Source organism: Micromonospora sp. CPCC 205561, from assembly GCF_036906775.1.
In the GTDB taxonomy this organism is placed as follows: domain Bacteria; phylum Actinomycetota; class Actinomycetes; order Mycobacteriales; family Micromonosporaceae; genus Micromonospora.
In genome coordinates this window covers 1-19039 of record NZ_JBAKHV010000084.1, presented here as the reverse complement: position 1 = coordinate 19039, position 19039 = coordinate 1, and the positions used below count along the sequence as shown (strand labels likewise).

At 75.2% G+C, this 19039-nt stretch carries 21 protein-coding genes; 12 read left to right on the top strand and 9 right to left on the bottom strand.

Translation table 11 applies throughout. The features are described 5' to 3' along the window. Positions 1-78: 78 nt before the first annotated feature. Positions 79-1530, bottom strand: a complete 1452-nt coding sequence (locus tag V6V16_RS26525) for a glycoside hydrolase family 3 protein (protein WP_334566418.1) — start codon at positions 1528-1530, stop codon at positions 79-81. Positions 1531-1700: 170 nt separating this feature from the next. On the opposite strand from V6V16_RS26525, the gene V6V16_RS26520 reads away from it, so the two are divergent. The 3 genes from V6V16_RS26520 to V6V16_RS26510 all read left to right on the top strand — a co-directional run bounded on the left by V6V16_RS26520 (position 1701) and on the right by V6V16_RS26510 (position 5003). Next, complete coding sequence (locus tag V6V16_RS26520) at positions 1701-2876, top strand: ROK family transcriptional regulator (protein WP_334566416.1); 1176 nt, start codon at positions 1701-1703, stop codon at positions 2874-2876. Between the two features lie 410 nt (positions 2877-3286). Then, entirely contained in the window at positions 3287-4093 is an 807-nt protein-coding gene (locus tag V6V16_RS26515) for an ABC transporter ATP-binding protein (protein WP_442934161.1), read from the top strand. Positions 4094-4106: 13 nt separating this feature from the next. Then, complete coding sequence (locus tag V6V16_RS26510) at positions 4107-5003, top strand: ribokinase (RefSeq protein ID WP_334566412.1); 897 nt, start codon at positions 4107-4109, stop codon at positions 5001-5003. 23 nt (positions 5004-5026) lie between these two features. On the opposite strand, the gene V6V16_RS26505 is transcribed toward V6V16_RS26510, so the two are convergent. The 3 genes from V6V16_RS26505 to V6V16_RS26495 form a co-directional block, all read right to left on the bottom strand. Further along, positions 5027-5776, bottom strand: coding sequence for a hypothetical protein (locus tag V6V16_RS26505; RefSeq protein WP_334566411.1), 750 nt, complete (start codon positions 5774-5776; stop codon positions 5027-5029). A 72-nt stretch (positions 5777-5848) separates the two neighbouring features. Next, positions 5849-6328 carry a DUF6232 family protein gene (locus tag V6V16_RS26500; protein ID WP_334566409.1) on the bottom strand — a complete coding sequence of 160 codons (480 nt, stop codon included), beginning with the start codon at positions 6326-6328 and terminating at the stop codon, positions 5849-5851. A gap of 322 nt (positions 6329-6650) precedes the next feature. Then, complete coding sequence (locus V6V16_RS26495) at positions 6651-7127, bottom strand: DUF6232 family protein (protein ID WP_334566407.1); 477 nt, start codon at positions 7125-7127, stop codon at positions 6651-6653. A gap of 98 nt (positions 7128-7225) precedes the next feature. On the opposite strand from V6V16_RS26495, the gene V6V16_RS26490 reads away from it, so the two are divergent. Both V6V16_RS26490 and V6V16_RS26485 read left to right on the top strand, forming a co-directional pair. Further along, entirely contained in the window at positions 7226-7999 is a 774-nt protein-coding gene (locus V6V16_RS26490; RefSeq protein ID WP_334566404.1) for an enoyl-CoA hydratase-related protein, read from the top strand. Between the two features lie 114 nt (positions 8000-8113). Further along, positions 8114-9736 (top strand): acetolactate synthase, encoded by a 1623-nt coding sequence (locus V6V16_RS26485; RefSeq protein WP_334566402.1) that lies wholly within the window; start codon positions 8114-8116, stop codon positions 9734-9736. A gap of 45 nt (positions 9737-9781) precedes the next feature. On the opposite strand, the gene V6V16_RS26480 is transcribed toward V6V16_RS26485, so the two are convergent. The 3 genes from V6V16_RS26480 to V6V16_RS26470 are packed head-to-tail and all read right to left on the bottom strand — an operon-like array spanning position 9782 to position 10983. Next, positions 9782-10219 (bottom strand): PLD nuclease N-terminal domain-containing protein, encoded by a 438-nt coding sequence (locus tag V6V16_RS26480; protein ID WP_334566400.1) that lies wholly within the window; start codon positions 10217-10219, stop codon positions 9782-9784. Between the two features lie 27 nt (positions 10220-10246). Beyond that, positions 10247-10594, bottom strand: a complete 348-nt coding sequence (locus tag V6V16_RS26475; protein ID WP_334566397.1) for a DUF202 domain-containing protein — start codon at positions 10592-10594, stop codon at positions 10247-10249. Then, positions 10591-10983, bottom strand: a complete 393-nt coding sequence (locus V6V16_RS26470) for a YidH family protein (RefSeq protein WP_334566394.1) — start codon at positions 10981-10983, stop codon at positions 10591-10593. The genes V6V16_RS26475 and V6V16_RS26470 overlap by 4 nt, the downstream gene beginning before the upstream one ends. Before the next feature lie 41 nt (positions 10984-11024). Here V6V16_RS26470 and V6V16_RS26465 point away from each other — a divergent pair, with 41 nt between their 5' ends. The 4 genes from V6V16_RS26465 to V6V16_RS26450 all read left to right on the top strand — a co-directional run bounded on the left by V6V16_RS26465 (position 11025) and on the right by V6V16_RS26450 (position 14406). Beyond that, positions 11025-11822, top strand: coding sequence for a GNAT family N-acetyltransferase (locus V6V16_RS26465; RefSeq protein WP_334566391.1), 798 nt, complete (start codon positions 11025-11027; stop codon positions 11820-11822). A 2-nt stretch (positions 11823-11824) separates the two neighbouring features. After that, positions 11825-12232, top strand: coding sequence for a hypothetical protein (locus tag V6V16_RS26460; RefSeq protein ID WP_442934160.1), 408 nt, complete (start codon positions 11825-11827; stop codon positions 12230-12232). A 423-nt stretch (positions 12233-12655) separates the two neighbouring features. Further along, entirely contained in the window at positions 12656-13435 is a 780-nt protein-coding gene (locus V6V16_RS26455; RefSeq protein WP_334566387.1) for an electron transfer flavoprotein subunit beta/FixA family protein, read from the top strand. 11 nt (positions 13436-13446) lie between these two features. Beyond that, positions 13447-14406 carry an electron transfer flavoprotein subunit alpha/FixB family protein gene (locus tag V6V16_RS26450; RefSeq protein ID WP_334566385.1) on the top strand — a complete coding sequence of 320 codons (960 nt, stop codon included), beginning with the start codon at positions 13447-13449 and terminating at the stop codon, positions 14404-14406. Between the two features lie 203 nt (positions 14407-14609). On the opposite strand, the gene V6V16_RS26445 is transcribed toward V6V16_RS26450, so the two are convergent. Next, the gene (locus V6V16_RS26445) at positions 14610-15410 is read right to left on the bottom strand and encodes an anti-sigma factor (protein ID WP_334566383.1); all 801 of its coding nucleotides are present in this window, start codon (positions 15408-15410) and stop codon (positions 14610-14612) included. Next, positions 15364-15966 carry an RNA polymerase sigma factor gene (locus V6V16_RS26440; RefSeq protein ID WP_334566381.1) on the bottom strand — a complete coding sequence of 201 codons (603 nt, stop codon included), beginning with the start codon at positions 15964-15966 and terminating at the stop codon, positions 15364-15366. The genes V6V16_RS26445 and V6V16_RS26440 overlap by 47 nt, the downstream gene beginning before the upstream one ends. A gap of 230 nt (positions 15967-16196) precedes the next feature. Here V6V16_RS26440 and V6V16_RS26435 point away from each other — a divergent pair, with 230 nt between their 5' ends. The 3 genes from V6V16_RS26435 to V6V16_RS26425 form a co-directional block, all read left to right on the top strand. Beyond that, entirely contained in the window at positions 16197-17027 is an 831-nt protein-coding gene (locus tag V6V16_RS26435; protein WP_334566378.1) for a DUF4397 domain-containing protein, read from the top strand. Beyond that, positions 17024-17680 carry a class F sortase gene (locus V6V16_RS26430; protein WP_334566375.1) on the top strand — a complete coding sequence of 219 codons (657 nt, stop codon included), beginning with the start codon at positions 17024-17026 and terminating at the stop codon, positions 17678-17680. The genes V6V16_RS26435 and V6V16_RS26430 overlap by 4 nt, the downstream gene beginning before the upstream one ends. Before the next feature lie 118 nt (positions 17681-17798). Beyond that, on the top strand, positions 17799-19039 hold a 1241-nt coding region (locus V6V16_RS26425), incomplete at its 3' end, for a cysteine desulfurase family protein (RefSeq protein ID WP_334566373.1).

The window sequence follows — 19039 nt, the reverse complement described above, 5'->3', positions numbered from 1 at the left end:
CTTGGCCTCCGACTTCGCGCCGACGCCGCACGCCCCGGTGCCGGCCCGAGCCCCGCGCGCCGCCCGTCGGCGCCGGGGTCAGCCGGCCAGGCCGAGCACCTCGGCCGCCGCCCGGCCGCAGGCGTGGCTCGCGCCGTACGTGGTGACGAAGGCGCGCGCCCCGGCCGGGCGCCACTGCGAGGGCCAGCCCATCTCGACCACGGTCACCGGATGCTCGGCGGCCAGCGCGGTCACCAGGTCGGCGCCGCCCGGCAGCCGGTGCAGGTGGCGGCCGACCAGCACGATCGGCCGCTCCCCGGCGAGCCGGCGCAGGGTCGCCGGATCGGTCTCGGCGGCCACCACCCGCAGCTCCTCGGCGTCGCCGAGGTGTGGGCCGAGGCCCCACGGCACCCGCCCCTCGGCGATGGTCGACGCGGCGTGCAGCTGCACGACGAGCGGGCGGTCCAGCCCGGCGAGCGCCCCCTCCACCCGCACGGCGCGCCGTGCCGCCGCGTAGCCGAGACCGGCGGGGGCGGTGGACGCCGAGCCGGAGCCCCGGGTCCACGCGGCGAGCGCGGCGGCGCGGCCGGCCGCCTCCTCCACCCGCGCCCGGTCCAGGCGGCCGTCGGCGAGCGCCCCGACGATCTCCGCGGCCACCCGCTCGACCAGCCCGGCGTCGACCTCGGCGCCGATGCAGAGCAGGTCGGCGCCGGCGGCGAGGGCCCGGACGGCTGCGGGGCCGACCCCGCCGGCCGCCACGGCGGCGCCCTTCATCTCCAGCGCGTCGGTGATGACGGTGCCGGTGAAGCCGTACTCGCGACGCAGCAGGTCGACCAGGACCCGCCGGCTGAACGTGGCGGGGGCGTCGCCGGTGAGCGCCGGCACCCGGATGTGCGCGGTCATCACGGCCCGCGCGCCGGCCTCGATGACCGCCGCGAAGGGGGGCAGGTCGCGGCGGCGCAGCACGTCCGGAGGCACGTCCACGGTGGGCAGCTCGTGGTGGGAGTCGGCGACCGTCGCCCCGTGCCCCGGGAAGTGCTTGGCGCAGGCGGCGACCCCGGCGGCCTGGAGCCCGGTGACGGCCGCGGCGGAGTGCGCGGCGACCCGGTTCGGGTCGGCGCCGAACGAGCGGGTGCCGATCACCGGGTTCTCGTCCGCGGTGTTGACGTCCACGGTCGGGGCCAGGTTGACGGTGACGCCGAGTACGGCCAGCTCCGCGCCGATCGCCTCGTAGACCCGGCGGGTCAGGGCCAGGTCGTCGATCGCGCCGAGCGCGGCGTTGCCCGGGTAGGGGCTGCCGGTGGCGTGCGCCAGGCGGGTGACGTCGCCGCCCTCCTCGTCGATGGCGATCAGCACGTCCGGGCGGCCGGCGCGCAGGGCGGCGGTGCTCGCCGCGACCTGCCCCGGGTCGTGGACGTTGGTGCCGAAGAGGGTGTGCCCCGCCAGCCCCTCGGCCACGAGTTCCACCGCCCAGTCCGGCGGCACCGGTCCCGGGTACGCGCCGAGCAGCGTGCCGAGCGCGAGCCGGCGCAGTCCTGGATCCAGCCCCACGTGGTCCTCCCCTTTCGGTGCCCCGCCGGTACGGATTGTGGTACCGGCGGGGGTCGGTGACGTACCGGGTCGGCCGACCACCCCGCTCCCGGGTGGCCGATACGCTATCGGCTACCCGCTCGCAGGTCGGTCTACAGTAAGCAAGGTTTATCAAATCCAGAGGACGTGGCATGAGTGCGACCCGGCTGCCCGGCACCCCCCGCCTGTTGCGGGCGCTCAACGACCGTGCGGCGCTGGAGTTGTTGCTGGAGCGGGGGCCGCTGACCCGGGCCCGGCTCGGCGAGCTGACCGGGCTGTCCAAGGTCACCGCCTCCCAGCTCGTCGAGCGGCTTGAGGAGCGGGGCCTGGTCACCCGGGTCGGCGAGCAGGCCGGCGGCCGGGGGCCGAACGCCCAGCTCTACGCCGTGCGGCCGGGCAGCGCGCACGTGGTCGGGGTGGACGTCGGCGCCGACCGGGTGGTCGCCGCCTGCGCGGACATCACCGGGGCGGTGATCGGCCGCGTCGAGCAGTCGACCCGGGACACCGACGACCCGGTGGGGGTGGTGCACAACGCGGTGGTCCAGGCCGCGAGCAGCGCCGGGGCGAAGCTGTCGAGCGTACGGCGGATCGTGCTGGGCACCCCGGGTCTCGTCGACCCCGGCACGGGCGACATCACCTTCGCCTTCAACCTGCCCCGCTGGCACTCCGGCCTGCTCGCCGCGCTCCGCGACGACCTGCACACCCCGGTGGTCTTCGAGAACGACGTCAACCTGGCGGCCGTCGCCGAGGCGCAGTCGGGCGCGGCGCAGGGGCTGACGGACTTCGTGCTGGTCTGGGTCGGCGCCGGCGTCGGCCTGGCGATCGTGCTGGGCGGCCGGCTGCACCACGGCAGCAGCGGCGCCGCCGGCGAGATCGGCTACCTGCCGGTGCCCGGAGCGCCGATCCCGCGCGACGTCTCCCGCCGGGCGAAGCCGGCGTTCCAGCAGCTGATCGGCGCGGACGCGGTCCGCGACCTGGCCCGCGCGCACGGCTACCCGGACGCCAGCGGCGCCGCCGCGGTCCGGGCGGCCGTCGCCGGCGGCGCGGCCGGCGGCCCGATGCTCGACGAGGTCGCCCGCCGGCTGGCGCTGGGTGTGGCGAGCACCTGCGTGGTGCTGGACCCGCCGCTGGTGGTGCTGGCGGGCGAGGTCGGCCAGGCCGGCGGGGCGGCGCTGGCCGAGCGCGTGCAGCACGAGGTCGCGGCGATCACGCTGGTCCGCCCCCGGGTGGTGCCGACAGGGCTGACCGAGGAGCCGATCCTGCGTGGCGCGCTGCGCACCGCGCTGGACGCCGTACGCGACGAGGTCTTCGGCTCCACCGTCGGCTGACCGGGGCCGGGCCTCCGCCGCCGAGCGCGCGAGGGTCCCCGCCGGCCCGATCCGGCGGCGTCCGGACCGGCCGCGCGTCATGTGAAGGAATATTTCACCCGAGCCTCGGCCGTTGCAAGCTCTTGCTGCGCGGCGGGGTGGCCCCGGCCGGCCGGCCCGGCTCCGCGTCACATCAGGTCGCGGCGGCGGAACGCCGCGAGGGCGGCGACGGTCAGCGTCCCCGTCAGCCCGAGCAGCAGGACCAGCGACGACTGCCAGCCCAGCACGCCCATCCGGCCCGACCGCGCTCATCCGCGTGGCCCCGCGCTACGACCGGGCGTGGACCGTCCTCCGCCTGTGGTGACCAACGACACGGCGCCCCACCCTACGGTCGGAGCACCGCCCGCCGGGGGCGCCCCGGTGTTGCGTGGTTGGATGGTCGGGTGACTGGGGACGCGGATCTGGTGGTCAGCCTGGACAGCGTCGGCGTACGGCGCTCCGGCACGGCCCTGCTGCATGACGTCGACTGGCGGGTCGAGCTGGACGAGCGCTGGGTGGTGCTCGGGCCGAACGGGGCCGGCAAGACGACCCTGCTCAACCTCGCCGCCGGGCGGCTGCATCCGACCACGGGCACGGCCCACGTGCTCGGCGAGCGGATCGGCCGGACCGACGTCAACGAACTGCGTACCCGGATCGGGCTCTCCACCGCCGCGCTCGCCGAGCGGGTGCCCGCCGAGGAGCGGGTCAGCGACGTGGTGGTCACGGCCGCCTGGTCGGTGCTCGGGCGCTGGCGGGAGAGCTACGAGAGCGCCGACGAGACCCGGGCCCGCGCCCTGCTGGGCCAGTTCGGCGTCGGCGGCCTCGCCGACCGCGCCTACGGCACCCTCTCCGAGGGCGAGCGCAAGCGGGTGCAGATCGCCCGCGCGCTGATGACGGACCCGGAGCTGCTGCTGCTCGACGAGCCCGCCGCCGGGCTCGACCTCGGTGGGCGCGAGGACCTGGTCGCCCGGCTGGCCGAGCTGGCGTACGACCCGGACGCCCCCGCGCTGGTGCTGGTGACCCACCACGTGGAGGAGATCCCGCCCGGCTTCACCCACGCGCTGCTCCTGCGCGACGGCGCGGTGGTGGCGCAGGGACTCCTCGACGACACGCTGACCGGGGACAACCTCTCGAAGACCTTCGGGCTGCCGCTGGTGGTCCAGCGCTCCGGCGACCGGTTCACCGCCCGCGCCGCCTGACGGGGAGGTGGCGATGCGGCAGACCCGGGTCGTCGTGGTGGGCAGCGCCAACATGGACCTGGTGGGCACCGCCCCCGCCCTGCCCCGACCGGGAGAGACCCTGCTCGGCACCGACTTCGTGATGGTGCCCGGCGGCAAGGGCGCCAACCAGGCCGTCGCCGCGGCCAGGGCCGGAGCCTCCTGTGCCTTCCTCGGGGCGATCGGCTCCGACGCGTTCGGCGTCACCCTGCGGGCGCGGATCACCGCCGCCGGGGTCGGCACCGACCAGCTCCGCACCACGTACGGCACGTCGGGGGTGGCGCTGGTGATGGTGGACGTCGCGGGGGAGAACGCCATCCTGGTCAGCCCGGGCGCGAACGCCTCCATGGTCGACCTGACCGAGCCCGAGCTGACCGCCGTACGCGAGGCGGACGTGCTGCTCGCGCAGCTGGAGATCCCGGTCGCGACGGTGACCCGGGCGGCCGTCGTCGCCCGGGCGGCCGGCACCCGGGTGGTGCTCAACGCCGCCCCGGCCGTGCCGGTGCCCCCGGAGCTGCTGGCGGCTACGGACCTGCTGGTGGTGAACGAGACCGAGGCACAGGCGCTCACCGGCCGCGGCCGGGACGAGCCCTCGGCCCTGCTCGACCTGGCGCCCCGGGCGGTGCTCACCCTCGGCGCGGAGGGAGCCTGGTACGGCGACCGGGACGGCACCGCCGTGCACGTGCCCGCGGTCAAGGTCGACGTGGTGGACTCCACGGCCGCGGGGGACGCCTTCACGGCCGCGCTCGCGGTCGCCTGGGGCGAGGGCCGGGACGTGGTCGACGCGGTGCGCTGGGCGGCGGCGGCCGGCGCCGCCTGTGCCCGCCGGCTCGGCGCCTCCGTGGCGCTGCCCAGCCGGGCCGAGATCGACGCGCTCTACGTCCCCGCCTGATCCGGCCGGCAAGGCGCCGCCGCTCACGCCTCCGCGTCGTCGGTGAGCTTCTCGCCCCGGCGGCGGAGCATGCCCAGCCCGGGAATGCCGGCGACGGCGAGCTTGAGGTCGCGGGTGACGTCGAGCAGGTCGTGCAGGTCCGGGCCGACGCGGTCCAGGGTGGCGAGGATGGGCAGGATGTCCGCGGTGACGTGCTGCTTGAGCTTGGGCAGCTCGTCGACGAGCCGGATCGCGGCGGTCACCTCCTCGTGGCTGAGCTGCTCCACGAAGCGGTTCGCCATGGGCGCGGCCCGGCGCAGCGCCGGCTCGTACGCCGTCAGCAGCTCGGCGGCGGTGGCCGCCGCCTCCGCCGCGGTGCCCACGGTGCCGGCGGCCCGGCGGGCCACCACGTCGGCCTCGGCGACCACCGCGCCGGCCGCGCGGGACACCTTCTCCGCCTCGTCCACCACGACGGCCGCGGCGGCGGCCACCTCGGTGGCCGTCCCGATCGCGGTGGTCGCGGCGGCGCTGATGACGGCGACCTCCCGGACCGCGCCCTCGGCGTCGGTGAGCACCCGGTCGGTGCGGTCGAGGGTCTGCTCGACCCGGCTCACCATGCCGTCGATCCGGTCCACCACCCCGTTGACCCGGTTCAGCAGCGCCTCCACCGAGTCCAACACGGCGAACGCGCGGGCCGGCACGGCGGCGAACGAGGCCGCCGAGCCGAGGGCCTGGTCGAGGGCGGAGCGGGTCAGACCGACGACCGCGCCGGGGCGGGGGAGGGGAATCACCATGACACCCAGTGTGCGTCGCCCGCGCCCGGACCGCCGGACGGGGCGGCGCGCCCCCGGCGGCGAGCGCTCGGGTCAGGAGTCCGTGTGCTGCTCGACCGCGCGCTGCACCGCCCGGTAGATCTGCCCGAAGCGCAGCGCGTCCGGCGTGCGCAGCAGCAGCACCTCGCGGCCGTGGTGCTGCACCCAGAGCTCGTGCACCTTGCTGCCCCGCTCGTAGGAGCGGTCGAGCCAGCCGAGCGGGATCTCCAGGAACGGGGTGAGGGCCAGCGCGCCCACCGCGCACGCGGCGAGGATGATCAGCGCCAGCTGCCACTCGCCCCGGTCCTGCGCCGACCAGGCCAGCGAGAGCACGCAGACCACCGCGACCAGCGGGGGGAGCGAGAGGAGCAGGACCAGGACGCCCCGACCCAGCACCCGCCCCCGTACGGCCAGCGTCTTCGGCCCCTGCGCGTGCCAGACGTACGTCACGTCGGCGATGGCCACGGCGTGACCGCCCGCCCGGATCGACTCCGACGTCACCTGCACCGAGTCGTCCCGGTAATAGAGGGTCATCACTAAGCCTAACCACTGCGGGGCGGTTTTCGCCGGTCGCGCAGTCCGCCTGCGGCGGTGGTGCCGGGCGAGGTGGTGTCTCGCGAGGTGGTGTCGCGCGGGGGTGGTGTCGGGCGGGGTGGTGTCGCGTCCGGCCTTTGGAGCTGAATCGTTTGTGACATCGCCTCCGGGGCGCCAGCGATCTTCGGGCTCCGGTCCGGTTGAGTCGTTTACGTCATCAGCTCCAAAGGACGCGCGAGATGGGGTTGGCTGCCGCTGCCGCGCGACAGGTTCGGCTCGATCCACGTGGCCTGGGCATGCTGCCCGAGGGGCCGATCGGGTTCTAGCGGCGGCGGGGCGACGCCGGCTGGCCCGCCTCGACGGCCCGCTGCAAGGCCCGGTAGATCTGGCCGAAGCGCAGCGCGTCGCCCGTGCACAGCAGCCGCACCGGCTCGCCGCGCCAGCGGGCCCAGATCTCCAGCTGGCGGCTGCCCCGGGCGTAGGAGCGGTCCAGGTGCTCGAAGAGGAAGTCGGCGACCGGCCCGATCGCGAGCCCGACGAGCACCGAGGCGCCGACGATCGCGATGGTGACGGTGAGCGAGCGGTCCAGCCACAGCGCCAGCGCGATCCCGAGGGCGGCGGTCACCAGGGGGCCGGCCAGCGCCGCGCCGATCGCGCCGCGCCCGACGAGCACCCGCCACGAGCGGCTGCCGCGCCGGTGCCAGACCATGCTGATCTCGGCCAGCCGGAAGGTCCGGCCCTCCACCCGTACGGCGGTGGAGGTGACCTGCACGGACCTGTCGTCGTAGTACGTGATCATGGCGGCACTCCCGGTGGCGGGCCTGAGACCACACTACTTACCCCAACGATCCGGGTCGTAAGGTTGGCACGCTACTTCGACGAGGAAGTGAGGCCAGCGTGGGCGAGTTCGTGCGGTTGGAGACCAAGGACGGCATCGGCACCATCCGGCTGGAGCGGCCGCCGATGAACGCCCTGAACACCCAGGTGCAGGAGGAGCTACGCACCGCCGCCGCCGCGGCCACGGCCGATCCGGGCGTCCGCGCCGTCATCGTGTACGGCGGGGAGAAGGTCTTCGCCGCCGGCGCGGACATCAAGGAGATGGCCGACATGTCCTACGTGGACATGGCGGACCGGGCGGCCGACCTGTCCAGCGCCCTCGGGGCGATCGCGCGGATCCCCAAGCCCGTCGTGGCCGCGATCACCGGGTACGCCCTCGGGGGCGGCTGCGAGCTGGCGCTGGCGTGCGACTGGCGGGTGGTGGCCGAGGAGGCCAAGCTCGGCCAGCCGGAGATCAAGCTCGGCATCATCCCCGGCGCGGGCGGCACCCAGCGGCTGGCCCGCCTGGTCGGCCCGGCCCGCGCCAAGGACCTGATCATGTCGGGCCGGATGGTCGACGCCCAGGAGGCGCTGCGGATCGGCCTGGCCGACCGGGTGGTCCCGGCGGCCGAGGTGTACGCCGCCGCCGTCGAGCTGGTCCGCCCGTACCTCGCGGGCCCGGTGCAGGCCCTGCGCGCCGCCAAGCTCGCCGTGGACGGCGGCCTGGACATGGACCTGAACTCCGGCCTGGCCTGGGAGAGCCAGCTCTTCGCGGCGCTCTTCGCCACCGAGGACCGGCGCGAGGGCATGGCGGCGTTCGTGGCGAAGCGCAAGCCGGACTTCACCGGCCGCTGACGCCCGGGCCGGCGGCGCCCCCGTCGGCCCACGCGCCGAGTCGAGAAGTGTTCACATTCTGCCTACCGGTGAGTAGCGTGTGACTCCGGCCATGCGGACGAAGGGAAAGCGGCGATGACGGAGCGGATCGAAGGTCACGGCGGGGAGCTCGCGCTCGCGGCGCTGCGCGCGTACGGGGTGCGGGAGATGTTCACCCTCTCCGGCGGGCACGTCTTTCCCCTCTACGACGCCGCGCACAAGACCGACTTTCCGATCTACGACGTCCGGCACGAGCAGTCGGCGGTCTTCGCGGCCGAGGCGGTGGCGAAGCTCCAGCGCCGCCCCGGCCTCGCCGTGCTCACCGCCGGTCCCGGCGTCACCAACGGCATCTCGGGGCTGACCAGCGCCTACTTCAACGCGTCGCCGGTGCTGGTGCTGGGCGGCCGGGCCCCGCAGTTCCGCTGGGGCTCGGGCAGCCTCCAGGAGATGGACCACCTGCCGCTGGTCGCCCCGGTCACCAAGCACGCCGAGACGGTGTTCAGCCCCGACGACATCCCGCGCGCCGTGACCGCCGCGCTGACCGCCGCGCTCACCCCGCACCGGGGCCCGGTCTTCCTCGACTTCCCCCTGGAGGCCGTCTTCTCGGTCTCCGACGCCGAACTGCCCGCGCTGCCGGGCATCGCGCCGGTCGAGCCCGACCCGGACGAGGTGACGAAGGCGGCGGCCCTGATCGCCGGCGCCCGCCGCCCGGTGATCATCGCCGGCTCCGACGTCTACGCCGGCGACGCCGTCGACGCCCTGCGGGCCGCCGCCGAGTCCCTTCAGGTGCCGGTCTTCACCAACGGGATGGGCCGGGGCGCCCTGCCGCCGGAGCACCCGCTCGCCTTCGCCAAGGCCCGCCGCGTGGCGCTGAAGGGCGCCGACGTGGTCGTGGTGATCGGCACCCCGCTCGACTTCCGGCTCAGCTTCGGCGACTTCGGCGACGCACAGGTGGTGCACGTCGTCGACGCGCCCAGCCAGCGGGCGGGGCACGTGCAGCCGGCCGCCGCCCCCGCTGGCGACCTGCGGCTGATCCTCACCGCGCTGGCCGACCACCCGGGCGACCGGGCCGAGCACGCCGACTGGATCGCCGACCTGCGTACCGCCGAGGACGCCGCGAAGGCCCGCGACGCCGAGGAGATGTCCGCCGAGACGGACCCGATCCGGCCCGCCCGCGTCTACGGCGAGCTGCGCCGGGTCCTGGCCCGCGACGCCATCACCATCGGCGACGGCGGCGACTTCGTCTCGTACGCCGGCCGCTACCTGGAACCCGCGCAGCCCGGCACCTGGCTCGACCCGGGCCCGTACGGCTGCCTCGGCACCGGCATGGGCTACGCGATGGGCGCCCGGGTCAGCCACCCGGACCGGCAGATCTGCGTCCTGATGGGCGACGGCGCGGCCGGCTTCTCGCTGATGGACGTGGAGTCCCTGGCCCGGCAGAAGCTGCCGGTGGTGATCGTGGTCGGCAACAACGGCATCTGGGGCCTGGAGAAGCACCCGATGCGCGCCATGTACGGCTACGACGTCGCCGCCGACCTCCAGCCCGAGCTGCGCTACGACCAGGTCGTGAGCGCCTTGGGCGGGGCCGGCGAGACGGTGGCGAAGGCCGGCGACCTCGGCCCGGCGCTGCGGCGGGCGTTCGACGCCGGTGTGCCGTACCTGGTCAACGTGCTCACCGACCCGGCCGACGCGTACCCCCGCTCGTCCAACCTGGCCTGAACCGGGCGCGCCGCCGTCGCCGGAGAGCCGGCGTCGGCGGCGGGCTCAGGACGTGGGCGTGGACCCCTCGGGGCGGTCCTCCTCGCGCGGCGGCTCGCCGTCGCGGCGGCGCATCTCGTCCTCGCGGCGGCGCAGGTCCTCCTCCCAGCGGCGGAACAGCTCCTGGTCCTCCCGCCGGGAGGGCTCGCCGAGCGAGCGGAGGAACTCCGGGTCGTCGTCGGGGGCGACGGGGCGGGGGCGCTCCCGGCCCGGGCGGACCCGGCCCTTCGGCGCCCCGCCGCCGGCCGCGCGCGCGGATCCGCGCGCGCGCCCGGCGGCGAACCAGGCGACGGAGCCGAGCAGCGGGAAGAACAGGATGATCAGCACCCAGGCGATCCGGGGCAGGGCTCTGATCTCCCCCTCCTCGGCGGAGAGGCAGCTGATCAGCGCGCAGACGGCGAGGACGATCTGCACCACGAAGAGGAGAGCGTAGAGCCGGGCCATGGGTCAATCATGGCGCACCGGCACCCGTCAACCCAGTCCGCTCGCCGCCAGCAGCGTGCCGAGCAGCGCGAAGCCGACGGTGGCGAGCGCGACCAGGGGCAACGCCCGGCCCTGGCCGGGCAGCGGACCGGTGCCGGTGACCCGGCGCCGGCAGACGGCCAGCGCCGCGCCCCAGCCGAGCACGGCGACCCCGGCGGCCGACGCGCCGACCACGTCACCGGCGCGCGGGCCGGTGAACGCCAGCCGCACGGTCAGCACCATGATCACGGTGAGCGCCAGCGCGGTGCGCCGCCAGGCCAGCCGGGTCCGTTCGGCTTGCAGCCCCGGGTTGCGCGCCGGCCGGTCCCCGCTGGGCGGCTCCGGACCGCCGTTCACGGGCCGCCGAGCGCCCGGATCAGCACCGCCGCCACCAGCAGCAGCGCCCCGAGGCCGACGGCGAGGGCCAGCAGCGCCGGGAAGCGCGAGGCGGGCAGCTCCTCGCCGAGCCGGATGGCCCGTTCCGTACGCGCCCAGTGGTCGACCGCCCGGACGGCGACCGTGCCGCCGAGCAGCAGCAGCGCGACGGCGATCACCTCGCGCAGGTGCGCCAGCGGCAGCGGCGGCAGGAACTGCGCGGCGGCCAGCCCGCCGGCGACCAGCGCCAGCCCGGTACGCAGCCAGGCCAGGAAGGTCCGCTCGTTGGCCAGCGAGAAGCGGTAGTCGGGGGTGCGGCCGACCGAGCGCAGTTCGCGCGGGTCGAACCATCGCCTGATCGCCTGCCACACGGGCCGATTATCCGCTTCCGTCCGCCCCGTAGCCTGGAACGGTGACGGATCTTGACGCGACGACGCTGCGGAACACCTACGACGACCAGCTGCGGGCGCTGGTGCCCGACCCGTTGCCGGCCGGCGCGACGGTGGAACGGGACGGTCCGCTGATCCGCATCCTCGGCCTCGACCGCCGGGGCTTCCTCACCTACCGCGACCTCGCCGGGCTGACCGGCGCGGCGCTCGACGAGCTGATCGCCCGGCAGGTTGAGCTCTTCCGGGCGCGCGGCGAGTCGGTCGAGTGGAAGCTGCACGGCCACGACGAGCCGGCCGACCTGCCGGACCGGTTGCGCGCGGCGGGGTTCGTGCCGGAGGAGCGGGAGACCGTCGTGATCGGGCCGGTCGCGCCGCTCGCGGCCGCGCTCCCGGTCGTCGCCGAGGGCGTACGCCTGCGGGAGGTGACCGCCCGGGCGGACCTGGACCGGATCGCGGCCATGGAGGAGGCGGTCTGGAACTCCGACCGTGGCCACCTGGCGAGCGCCCTGGCGAAGGAGATCGCGGCGGACCCGCAGTCGATCACGGTGGTGGTGGCGGAGGCGGGCGACGAGGTGGTCGGCGCGGGCTGGGTCCGGTACGTGCCGGACACCGGCTTCGCCACGCTCTGGGGCGGCTCGACGCTCGCCCCGTGGCGCCGCCGGGGCATCTACCGCGCCCTGGTCTCCTACCGGGCCCGGCTGGCGGCCCAACGCGGCCGGACGCTGCTCCAGGTGGACGCCTCCGACGACAGCCGGCCGATCCTCGAACGGCTCGGTCTCGTCCCGGTCACGACCACCACCCCGTACGTCTACACTCCGTGATCATGGAGCAGCGGTTGACGGCGGAGGAGCGGCTGACCCTCAAGACGGGCGCGTTCGGGGCGGTGTTCCTGGTCGCCAACGCCGACCCGGGGATGATCGCCCTGTTCCGGGAGAGCTTCGCCGCCTCCGGCGCGATGGCCGACAGCAGCGGGGTGGTGCGGGAGGCGCTGACCAGCGGCCCGCTGCCGACGCTGCCCCACGACTCGGCGCTGGAGATCGAGTCGGTGGTGCTGCCCGCGCTGGGCCGGGCCGTGCGGATCCTGCGTGAGAAGTCGCCGGGGGACGTGGCGGGCTACCGCGAGGTGGTGCTCTCGGCGGCCGAGCGGGTGGCGGGCGCGCACCGGGGGGTCGTGCCCGCCGAGGCCGCCGTCATCGAGCGGGTCAGGGCGGCGCTCGATCAGCCCGGGTGAGCCGGCCCGGCGCTCCGGTGCCGGCGGTCGCCGTGGTCACCCGGTGCTGTCCCGGCGCGCCGCGTGGGCGACCAGAGGGCCCGGACGGTGGCCCGGACGCACCGGTCGCGGACCCGCCCGCAGGCACACCGGTACGCCTCGTCCCGGGTGCGGCGGCACGGGCGACGCGCGGCGTCCTGTCGGCCCGTATTGGGCTCTTCCGACATTTGCGACACCTCCCGGTTCGTCAGATTACCCGCCCGCGCGTCCCTCGGTGAGCTGTGTCACGCTGAGGTCGCCGGAGGCGGATGCTACTGGCAGGTAACATTGGCTCGTGGGCAACCGCACAGGACCGCGCGGTTGACCGGCGTCAACGGACGCGCGAGGCTGCGCCCCAGACCGGGCGAGCGATCGCAACACCAACAGGAGGGTCGTCGAAGCGCGATGAACATCGTCGTACTCGTCAAGCAGGTGCCTGATTCGGGCGCGGACCGCAACCTGCGCACTGACGACAACACCGTCGACCGCGGTTCGGCGAACAACGTCATCAACGAGATGGACGAGTACGCCATCGAGGAGGCGTTGAAGATCAAGGAGGCGCACGGGGGCGAGGTGACCGTCCTGACCATGGGTCCGGACCGGGCGACCGAGTCGATCCGCAAGGCGCTCTCCATGGGCCCGGACAAGGCCGTGCACGTGGTGGACGACGCCCTGCACGGCTCCTGCGCCGTCGCCACCTCGAAGGTGCTCGCCGCCGCGCTCGGTCAGCTCAACGCCGACCTGGTGCTCTGCGGCAGCGAGTCGACCGACGGCCGGGTGCAGGTCATCCCGCACATGATCGCCGAGCGGCTGGGCATCGCGGCGCTGACCGGCGCCCGCAAGCTCACCGTCGACGGCTCGACCCTGACCGTCGAGCGGCAGACCGAGGAGGGCTACGAGGTGGTCACCGCCACCGCGCCCGCCGTCGTCTCCGTCTGGGACACCATCAACGAGCCGCGCTACCCGTCCTTCAAGGGCATCATGGCCGCCAAGAAGAAGCCGGTGCAGACGCTCTCCCTGGGTGACCTCGGGGTCGCCCCGGCCGAGGTGGGCTTCGAGGGCGCGACCAGCGCCGTGCTGGAGCACAGCAAGCGCCCGCCGCGCTCCGGCGGCGCGAAGATCACCGACGAGGGCGACGGCGGCGTCAAGCTGGTCGAGTTCCTCGCCACCGAGAAGTTCGTCTGAGGGGTCTGGACATGTCTGAGGTTCTCGTCGTCGTCGAAGCCACCCGGGAATTCGGCGTCAAGAAGGTCACCCTGGAGATGCTCACCCTCGCCCGCGAGCTGGGCACCCCGAGCGCGGTCGTGCTCGGTGGCCCCGGCGCCGCCGAGGCGCTCAGCGCCAAGCTGGGCGAGTACGGGGCGGAGAAGATCTACGCGGCCGAGAGCGCGGAGATCGACGACCACCTGGTGGCCCCCAAGGCGACCGTCGTGGCCGAGCTGGTCTCGCGGGTGCAGCCGGTCGCCGTGCTGCTGGCCTCCTCCCAGGAGGGCAAGGAGATCGCCGCCCGGCTGGCCGTCAAGCTGGACAACGGCATCCTGACCGACGTGGTCGGCCTGGCGGCCGACGGCACGGCCACCCAGGTGGCCTTCGCCGGTTCCGCCATCGTCAAGTCCAAGGTGACCCGTGGCCTGCCGCTGGTCACCGTCCGGCCGAACTCGGTCAACCCGACCCCGGCGGCGGCCACCCCCGCCGTCGAGCAGCTCACGGTCGCGGTCACCGACACCGACAAGCTGGCCAGGGTCGTCGAGCGGGTCGCCGAGCAGAAGGGCTCGCGCCCGGAGCTCACCGAGGCCGGCGTGGTCGTCTCCGGCGGTCGCGGCGTCGGCAACGCCGACAACTTCAAGCTGGTCGAGGAGCTGGCCGACCTGCTCGGCGGCGCCGTCGGCGCGTCCCGCGCGGCCGTCGACTCCGGCTACTACCCGCACCAGTTCCAGGTGGGTCAGACCGGCAAGACCGTCTCCCCGCAGCTCTACGTCGCGCTCGGCATCTCCGGCGCCATCCAGCACCGGGCCGGCATGCAGACCTCGAAGACCATCGTCGCGGTCAACAAGGACGGCGAGGCGCCGATCTTCGAGCTCGCCGACTTCGGCGTGGTGGGCGACCTGTTCAAGATCGTCCCGCAGGCCGCGGAGGAGATCCGCAAGCGCAAGTGAACGACGCCCGCCGGCCGCGTCCGGCGGGTCGGAACATGATCGCGGGGCCGGGAACCGTACGACGGTTCCCGGCCCCGCGTCGTCGCTGCGTCCCGCGCCGGAGCCGGGCGGATCGGTCGGGTCGGGTTTCCGCCGTCGGGTCGTCGCCCGGGCGGGTGACGGGGAGCTGATCGGCGGGCCGGGGAGCTGAGCCGGCCCGCCGATCAGCCCGTCAGGGTGCCCCTCAACAGGCTCTCGCCGGAGTGGGCGGTGTTGTTGTCGTACGTCTCGGCGGAGACGTCGACAACCGAGTATGCCTCAAGGTCGACGTTCGGTGGCAACGGCAGCAGCTCGTCCGCCGCGTCACCGAGCACACCGACCGAGAACATCTCCATGGTCCGTGGGTTGATGAGCCAGACCTCGTAGTACCCCGGTACGTCCGGGAGATTCACGACGTGCAGGTGCAATCGGCGGTTGTCGAAGACCCGCGCCTCGCCGTTGGCGTCCGGCGGCGTCGAGCCGTACGCCCTGAGCGGGGCGCTGGCGAGCACCACGCGCTGTGCGGGGGGCCGCGGCGCGGGCTCGGTCGCGTCGAGCACGACCAGGGTGCCGACGACGCCGAGCACGGCGGCGGCCGCCGCGGTCGTGGCGGTCACCGCCCACCGCGACCACCGGCCGCGCCGGCGCGGCGTGAGGACCACCCCGCCCGCGCCGCCGGCCCCCCCGGCGGACGGCTGCTCGGCGGTCGGCTGCTCGGTGCGCGGCTGCTCGGCGCGCGGCGCGGGGAGCGTCGGCAGGGCCTCCGCCGCCCGGATCTCCGCGACGATGCCCTGCCAGACGTGCTCCGGCGGATCGGGCAGCTCGCGCAGGCTCTGGGTGTCGGCGCCCAGGCCAGCCACCTGCCGGAAGGCGTCGAACTCGGCCCGGCAGTGGGCGCAGGTGTCGAGGTGGGTGCTCTCTCCGGCGTCCGCCTCGCTCTCACCGAGCGCCAGGAAAACCAGCCGGTCGTGGTCCAGGTGTGGCACCGTCCACCTCCCATCTGCGTTTCAAGCTCGCCATGCCGCGCCGGATGTGGCTCTTGACCGTGCCCAGCGGCACCCCGGTCACCGTCGCGATCTGCTGGTGGGTCAGGTCGTCGTAGAAGGCCAACTCCAGCATGCGTCGCTGGTCGTCGGGGAGCCGGGCCAGCTCGTCGGCGACCACCAGCCGGTCGACCACCGTGTCCGGATCGGGGCCCGTGCGCGCCGGCTCCGGCAGCCGCCGGACCGTCTCCACCACCCGGGTCTCCCGGGCGGAGGCCCGCAGCCGGTCGATCACCTTGCGCCGACCGATGCCGAGCAGCCAGCCGACGAGCGAACCCTTGGCGGGATCGAAGGTCTCCCGGGCCAGCCAGGCGGCGACGAAGGTGGTCTGGGTCACGTCCTCCGCGTCGCTGCGGTTGGCCAGCGTGCTGGCGGCCAGGTGCAGCACCGCCCGGCCGTACCGGTCGTACGCCTCCCGCAGTGCCCGCTCGTCGCCCGCCCGGAAGCGGTCGGCCAGGCCGTCCACGGGTGGCTCCGGCTCCTGTCGTGACGCTGTCACGGGGCGGCTCGCCTTCCATGGGGCATGCCCGACTGTAACTCCCGCAGCCATCGCCCCACCTTTCCGGTCGGTCTCGTCTCACCAGCTCTTCGTCGCGACGACGGCCGGTGGATGCGGATCTGGCGGCCGAAGAAAAGCGCTCCGGTTCCGCATCCGCCGGCCGTCGGGCGGGCGTAACCCGTTCTGCACAGCAGGCCTGACGAATCAGCACCAACAGCCAGGAGGCAGACATGCAGCTCTCGTACTTCCGTCGGGTCGCCGCAGGGGGCGCAGTCGCCGCGCTGACGTTCGCCGGAGCCGGCGCCCTCACCGCGACCCCCGCGTACGCCGCCACGTCCAAGGTCTCCGTCGTGCACGGCATCCCCGACACCCCGGTCGACGTGTACGTCAACGGCGAGAAGACGCTGGACAACTTCAAGCCCGGCGACGTGGCGGGCCCGTTGACGCTGGAGGAGGGCGCCTACGACATCGCGCTCACCAAGCCCGGCGCGCCGGTCGCCGACGCCATCCTCACGGTCGACGACGCCGCGGTGCCCGGCGGGGCGAACATCAGCATCGCCGCCCACCTGGACGCCGCCGGCAAGCCGAAGATCACGCCGTTCGTCAACGACACCACCAAGGTCGACGCCGGCAAGGCCCGGCTGGTCGTCCGGCACACGGCGGCGGCCCCGGCGGTGGACGTACGCGCCGGCGGCACCCCCGTCTTCGAGGACCTGACCAACCCGAACGAGGCCAAGGGCGACGTCGACGCGGGCGCCGTCAAGGCGGACGTGGTGCTCGCCGGCACCGACACCGTGGCGATCGGCCCGGCGGACCTCGACCTCAACGAGGGCACCGCGACGATCGTGTACGCCATCGGCTCGGCCGAGGCGAAGAACCTCGGTGTCGTGGCGCAGACCATCACCGGCCTGCACTCGGCCCCGGCCGGGGTGCCCAGCGGCGACGGCGGGCTGGCCGGCACGGGCGTGGACGCCTGGTGGTACGTGCTGGCCGGCGCCGGCGTGCTGCTCCTGGTCGGTGGCGGGGCGCGGGTGGCCACCACCCGCACCGGTCGCAGGTGACGGTGCGTCACCGCGGGGCGCTGGCGGCCATGGCCGCCGGCGTCGCCGCGCTCACCGCCGCCTCCGTGGTCGCCTGCGGCTCCGGCCCGGCCGAGGACGTCGGCGCGGCGGACGCCGCCGACCTGGCCCGCGCCGCCCCGAGCCCGTCGGCCGCCGCCCCGTCGGTGCCGGTGACCCGGGGCGACCTGCCCGCCGGCACGCGGGCCGTCCCACCCGTACGGCTGAGCATCCCGGCCATCGACGTGACGGCCACGGTCGACGCCGTGGGCATCGACGCCGGGACGGGCGAGTTCGAGGTGCCGCCGAGCGTGGACCGGATCGGCTGGTACCGCCACGGGCCGGGGTTGGAGGCCCGGACCGGTTCGGTGGTCCTCGCCGGGCACGTCGACGGCGCCACCCAGGGCGAGGGCGCGTTCTTCCGGCTCCGGGAGCTGGAGCGCGGCGACACGGTCACCGCCACCGCCACCGACGGCGCCCGGCGCGAGTACCGGGTCGTCGCCCGGGAGGAGTACCGGAAGACGAAGATCCCGCTGGACCGGTACTTCGCCCGCGACGGCAGCCCTCGGCTGACCCTGATCACCTGCGGTGGGCCGTTCGACGCGCAGACCCGCCGGTACCGCGACAACATCGTGGTCACCGCCGTGCCGGCCTGAGCGGACCCCCCGTTCCGAGGCCGTCGGGCCGGTGCGGGAGCGCACGTCCCCCGCCCCGGCCCGGCGGGGCCCACTCCGGCCTTCGGCGGGTCCGGCGCCGGTCGTAGGCTGAACCGTGATGGCTTACCTGGATCACGCGGCGACGACTCCGATGCTCGACGAGGCGGTGGAGGCGTACGTCGCCACCGCCCGCGAGGTCGGCAACGCGTCCTCACTGCACGCGGCGGGCCGCCGTGCCCGGCGGCGGGTGGAGGAGTCGCGGGAGCGGGTGGCCGCCGCGCTGGGGGCCCGCCCCTCCGAGGTCGTCTTCACCGGCGGCGGCACCGAGAGCGACAACCTCGCGGTCAAGGGCGTCTTCTGGGCCCGCCGGGCCGCCGACGCCCGGCGGGGCCGGATCGTCTCCAGCGCCGTCGAGCACCACGCGGTGCTCGACGCGGTGGACTGGCTGGTCGACCACGAGGGCGCCGGGGTGGGCTGGCTCTGCGTGGACGCCACCGGCCGCCTCAGCCCGGAGGCGCTCCGCGCCGAGCTGGCGGCGCACGGCGACACGGTCGCGGTGGTGACCGCGATGTGGGCGAACAACGAGGTGGGCACCGTGCAGCCGGTCGCCGCGCTGGCGGCGGTCGCCGCCGAGCACGGGGTGCCGTTCCACACCGACGCGATCCAGGCGGTCGGCCAGGTCCCGGTCGACTTCGCCGCCAGCGGGGTCTCCGCACTGACCGTCACCGGGCACAAGCTGGGCGGACCGACCGGGGTGGGCGCCCTGCTGCTCGCCCGCGACGTGCCGGCAACCCCGCTGCTGCACGGCGGCGGCCAGGAGCGCGACGTGCGTTCCGGCACCCTCGACACCGCCGGCATCGTGGCCTTCGCGGTCGCGGTGGGGGCGGCGGTCAAGGGCCAGCAGGAGTACGCGAGCCGGATCGCCGCGCTCCGCGACGACCTGGTCGAACGGGTACGGTGCGCGGTGCCCGAGGTGGTCTTCAACGGCGACCCGACCGACCGCCTGCCGGGCAACGCGCACTTCTCCTTCCCCGGCTGCGAGGGCGACGCCCTGCTGCTCCTGCTGGACGCCCAGGGCATCGCCTGCTCGACGGGCTCGGCCTGCTCCGCCGGGGTGGCCCAGCCCTCGCACGTGCTGCTCGCCATGGGCGCAGACGACGACCGGGCCCGCTCCTCGCTGCGCTTCACCCTCGGCCACACCAGCACCCCGGCCGACGTGGACGCCCTCATCGCCGCCCTCCCGGCCGCCGTCGGCCGCGCCCGCCGCGCCGCCGCCCTCCCCACCCCCCCCCGACACCCCCCCCCCCCCCCCCCCCCCCCCCCCCCCCCCCCCCCCCCCCCCCCCCCCCCCCCCCCCCC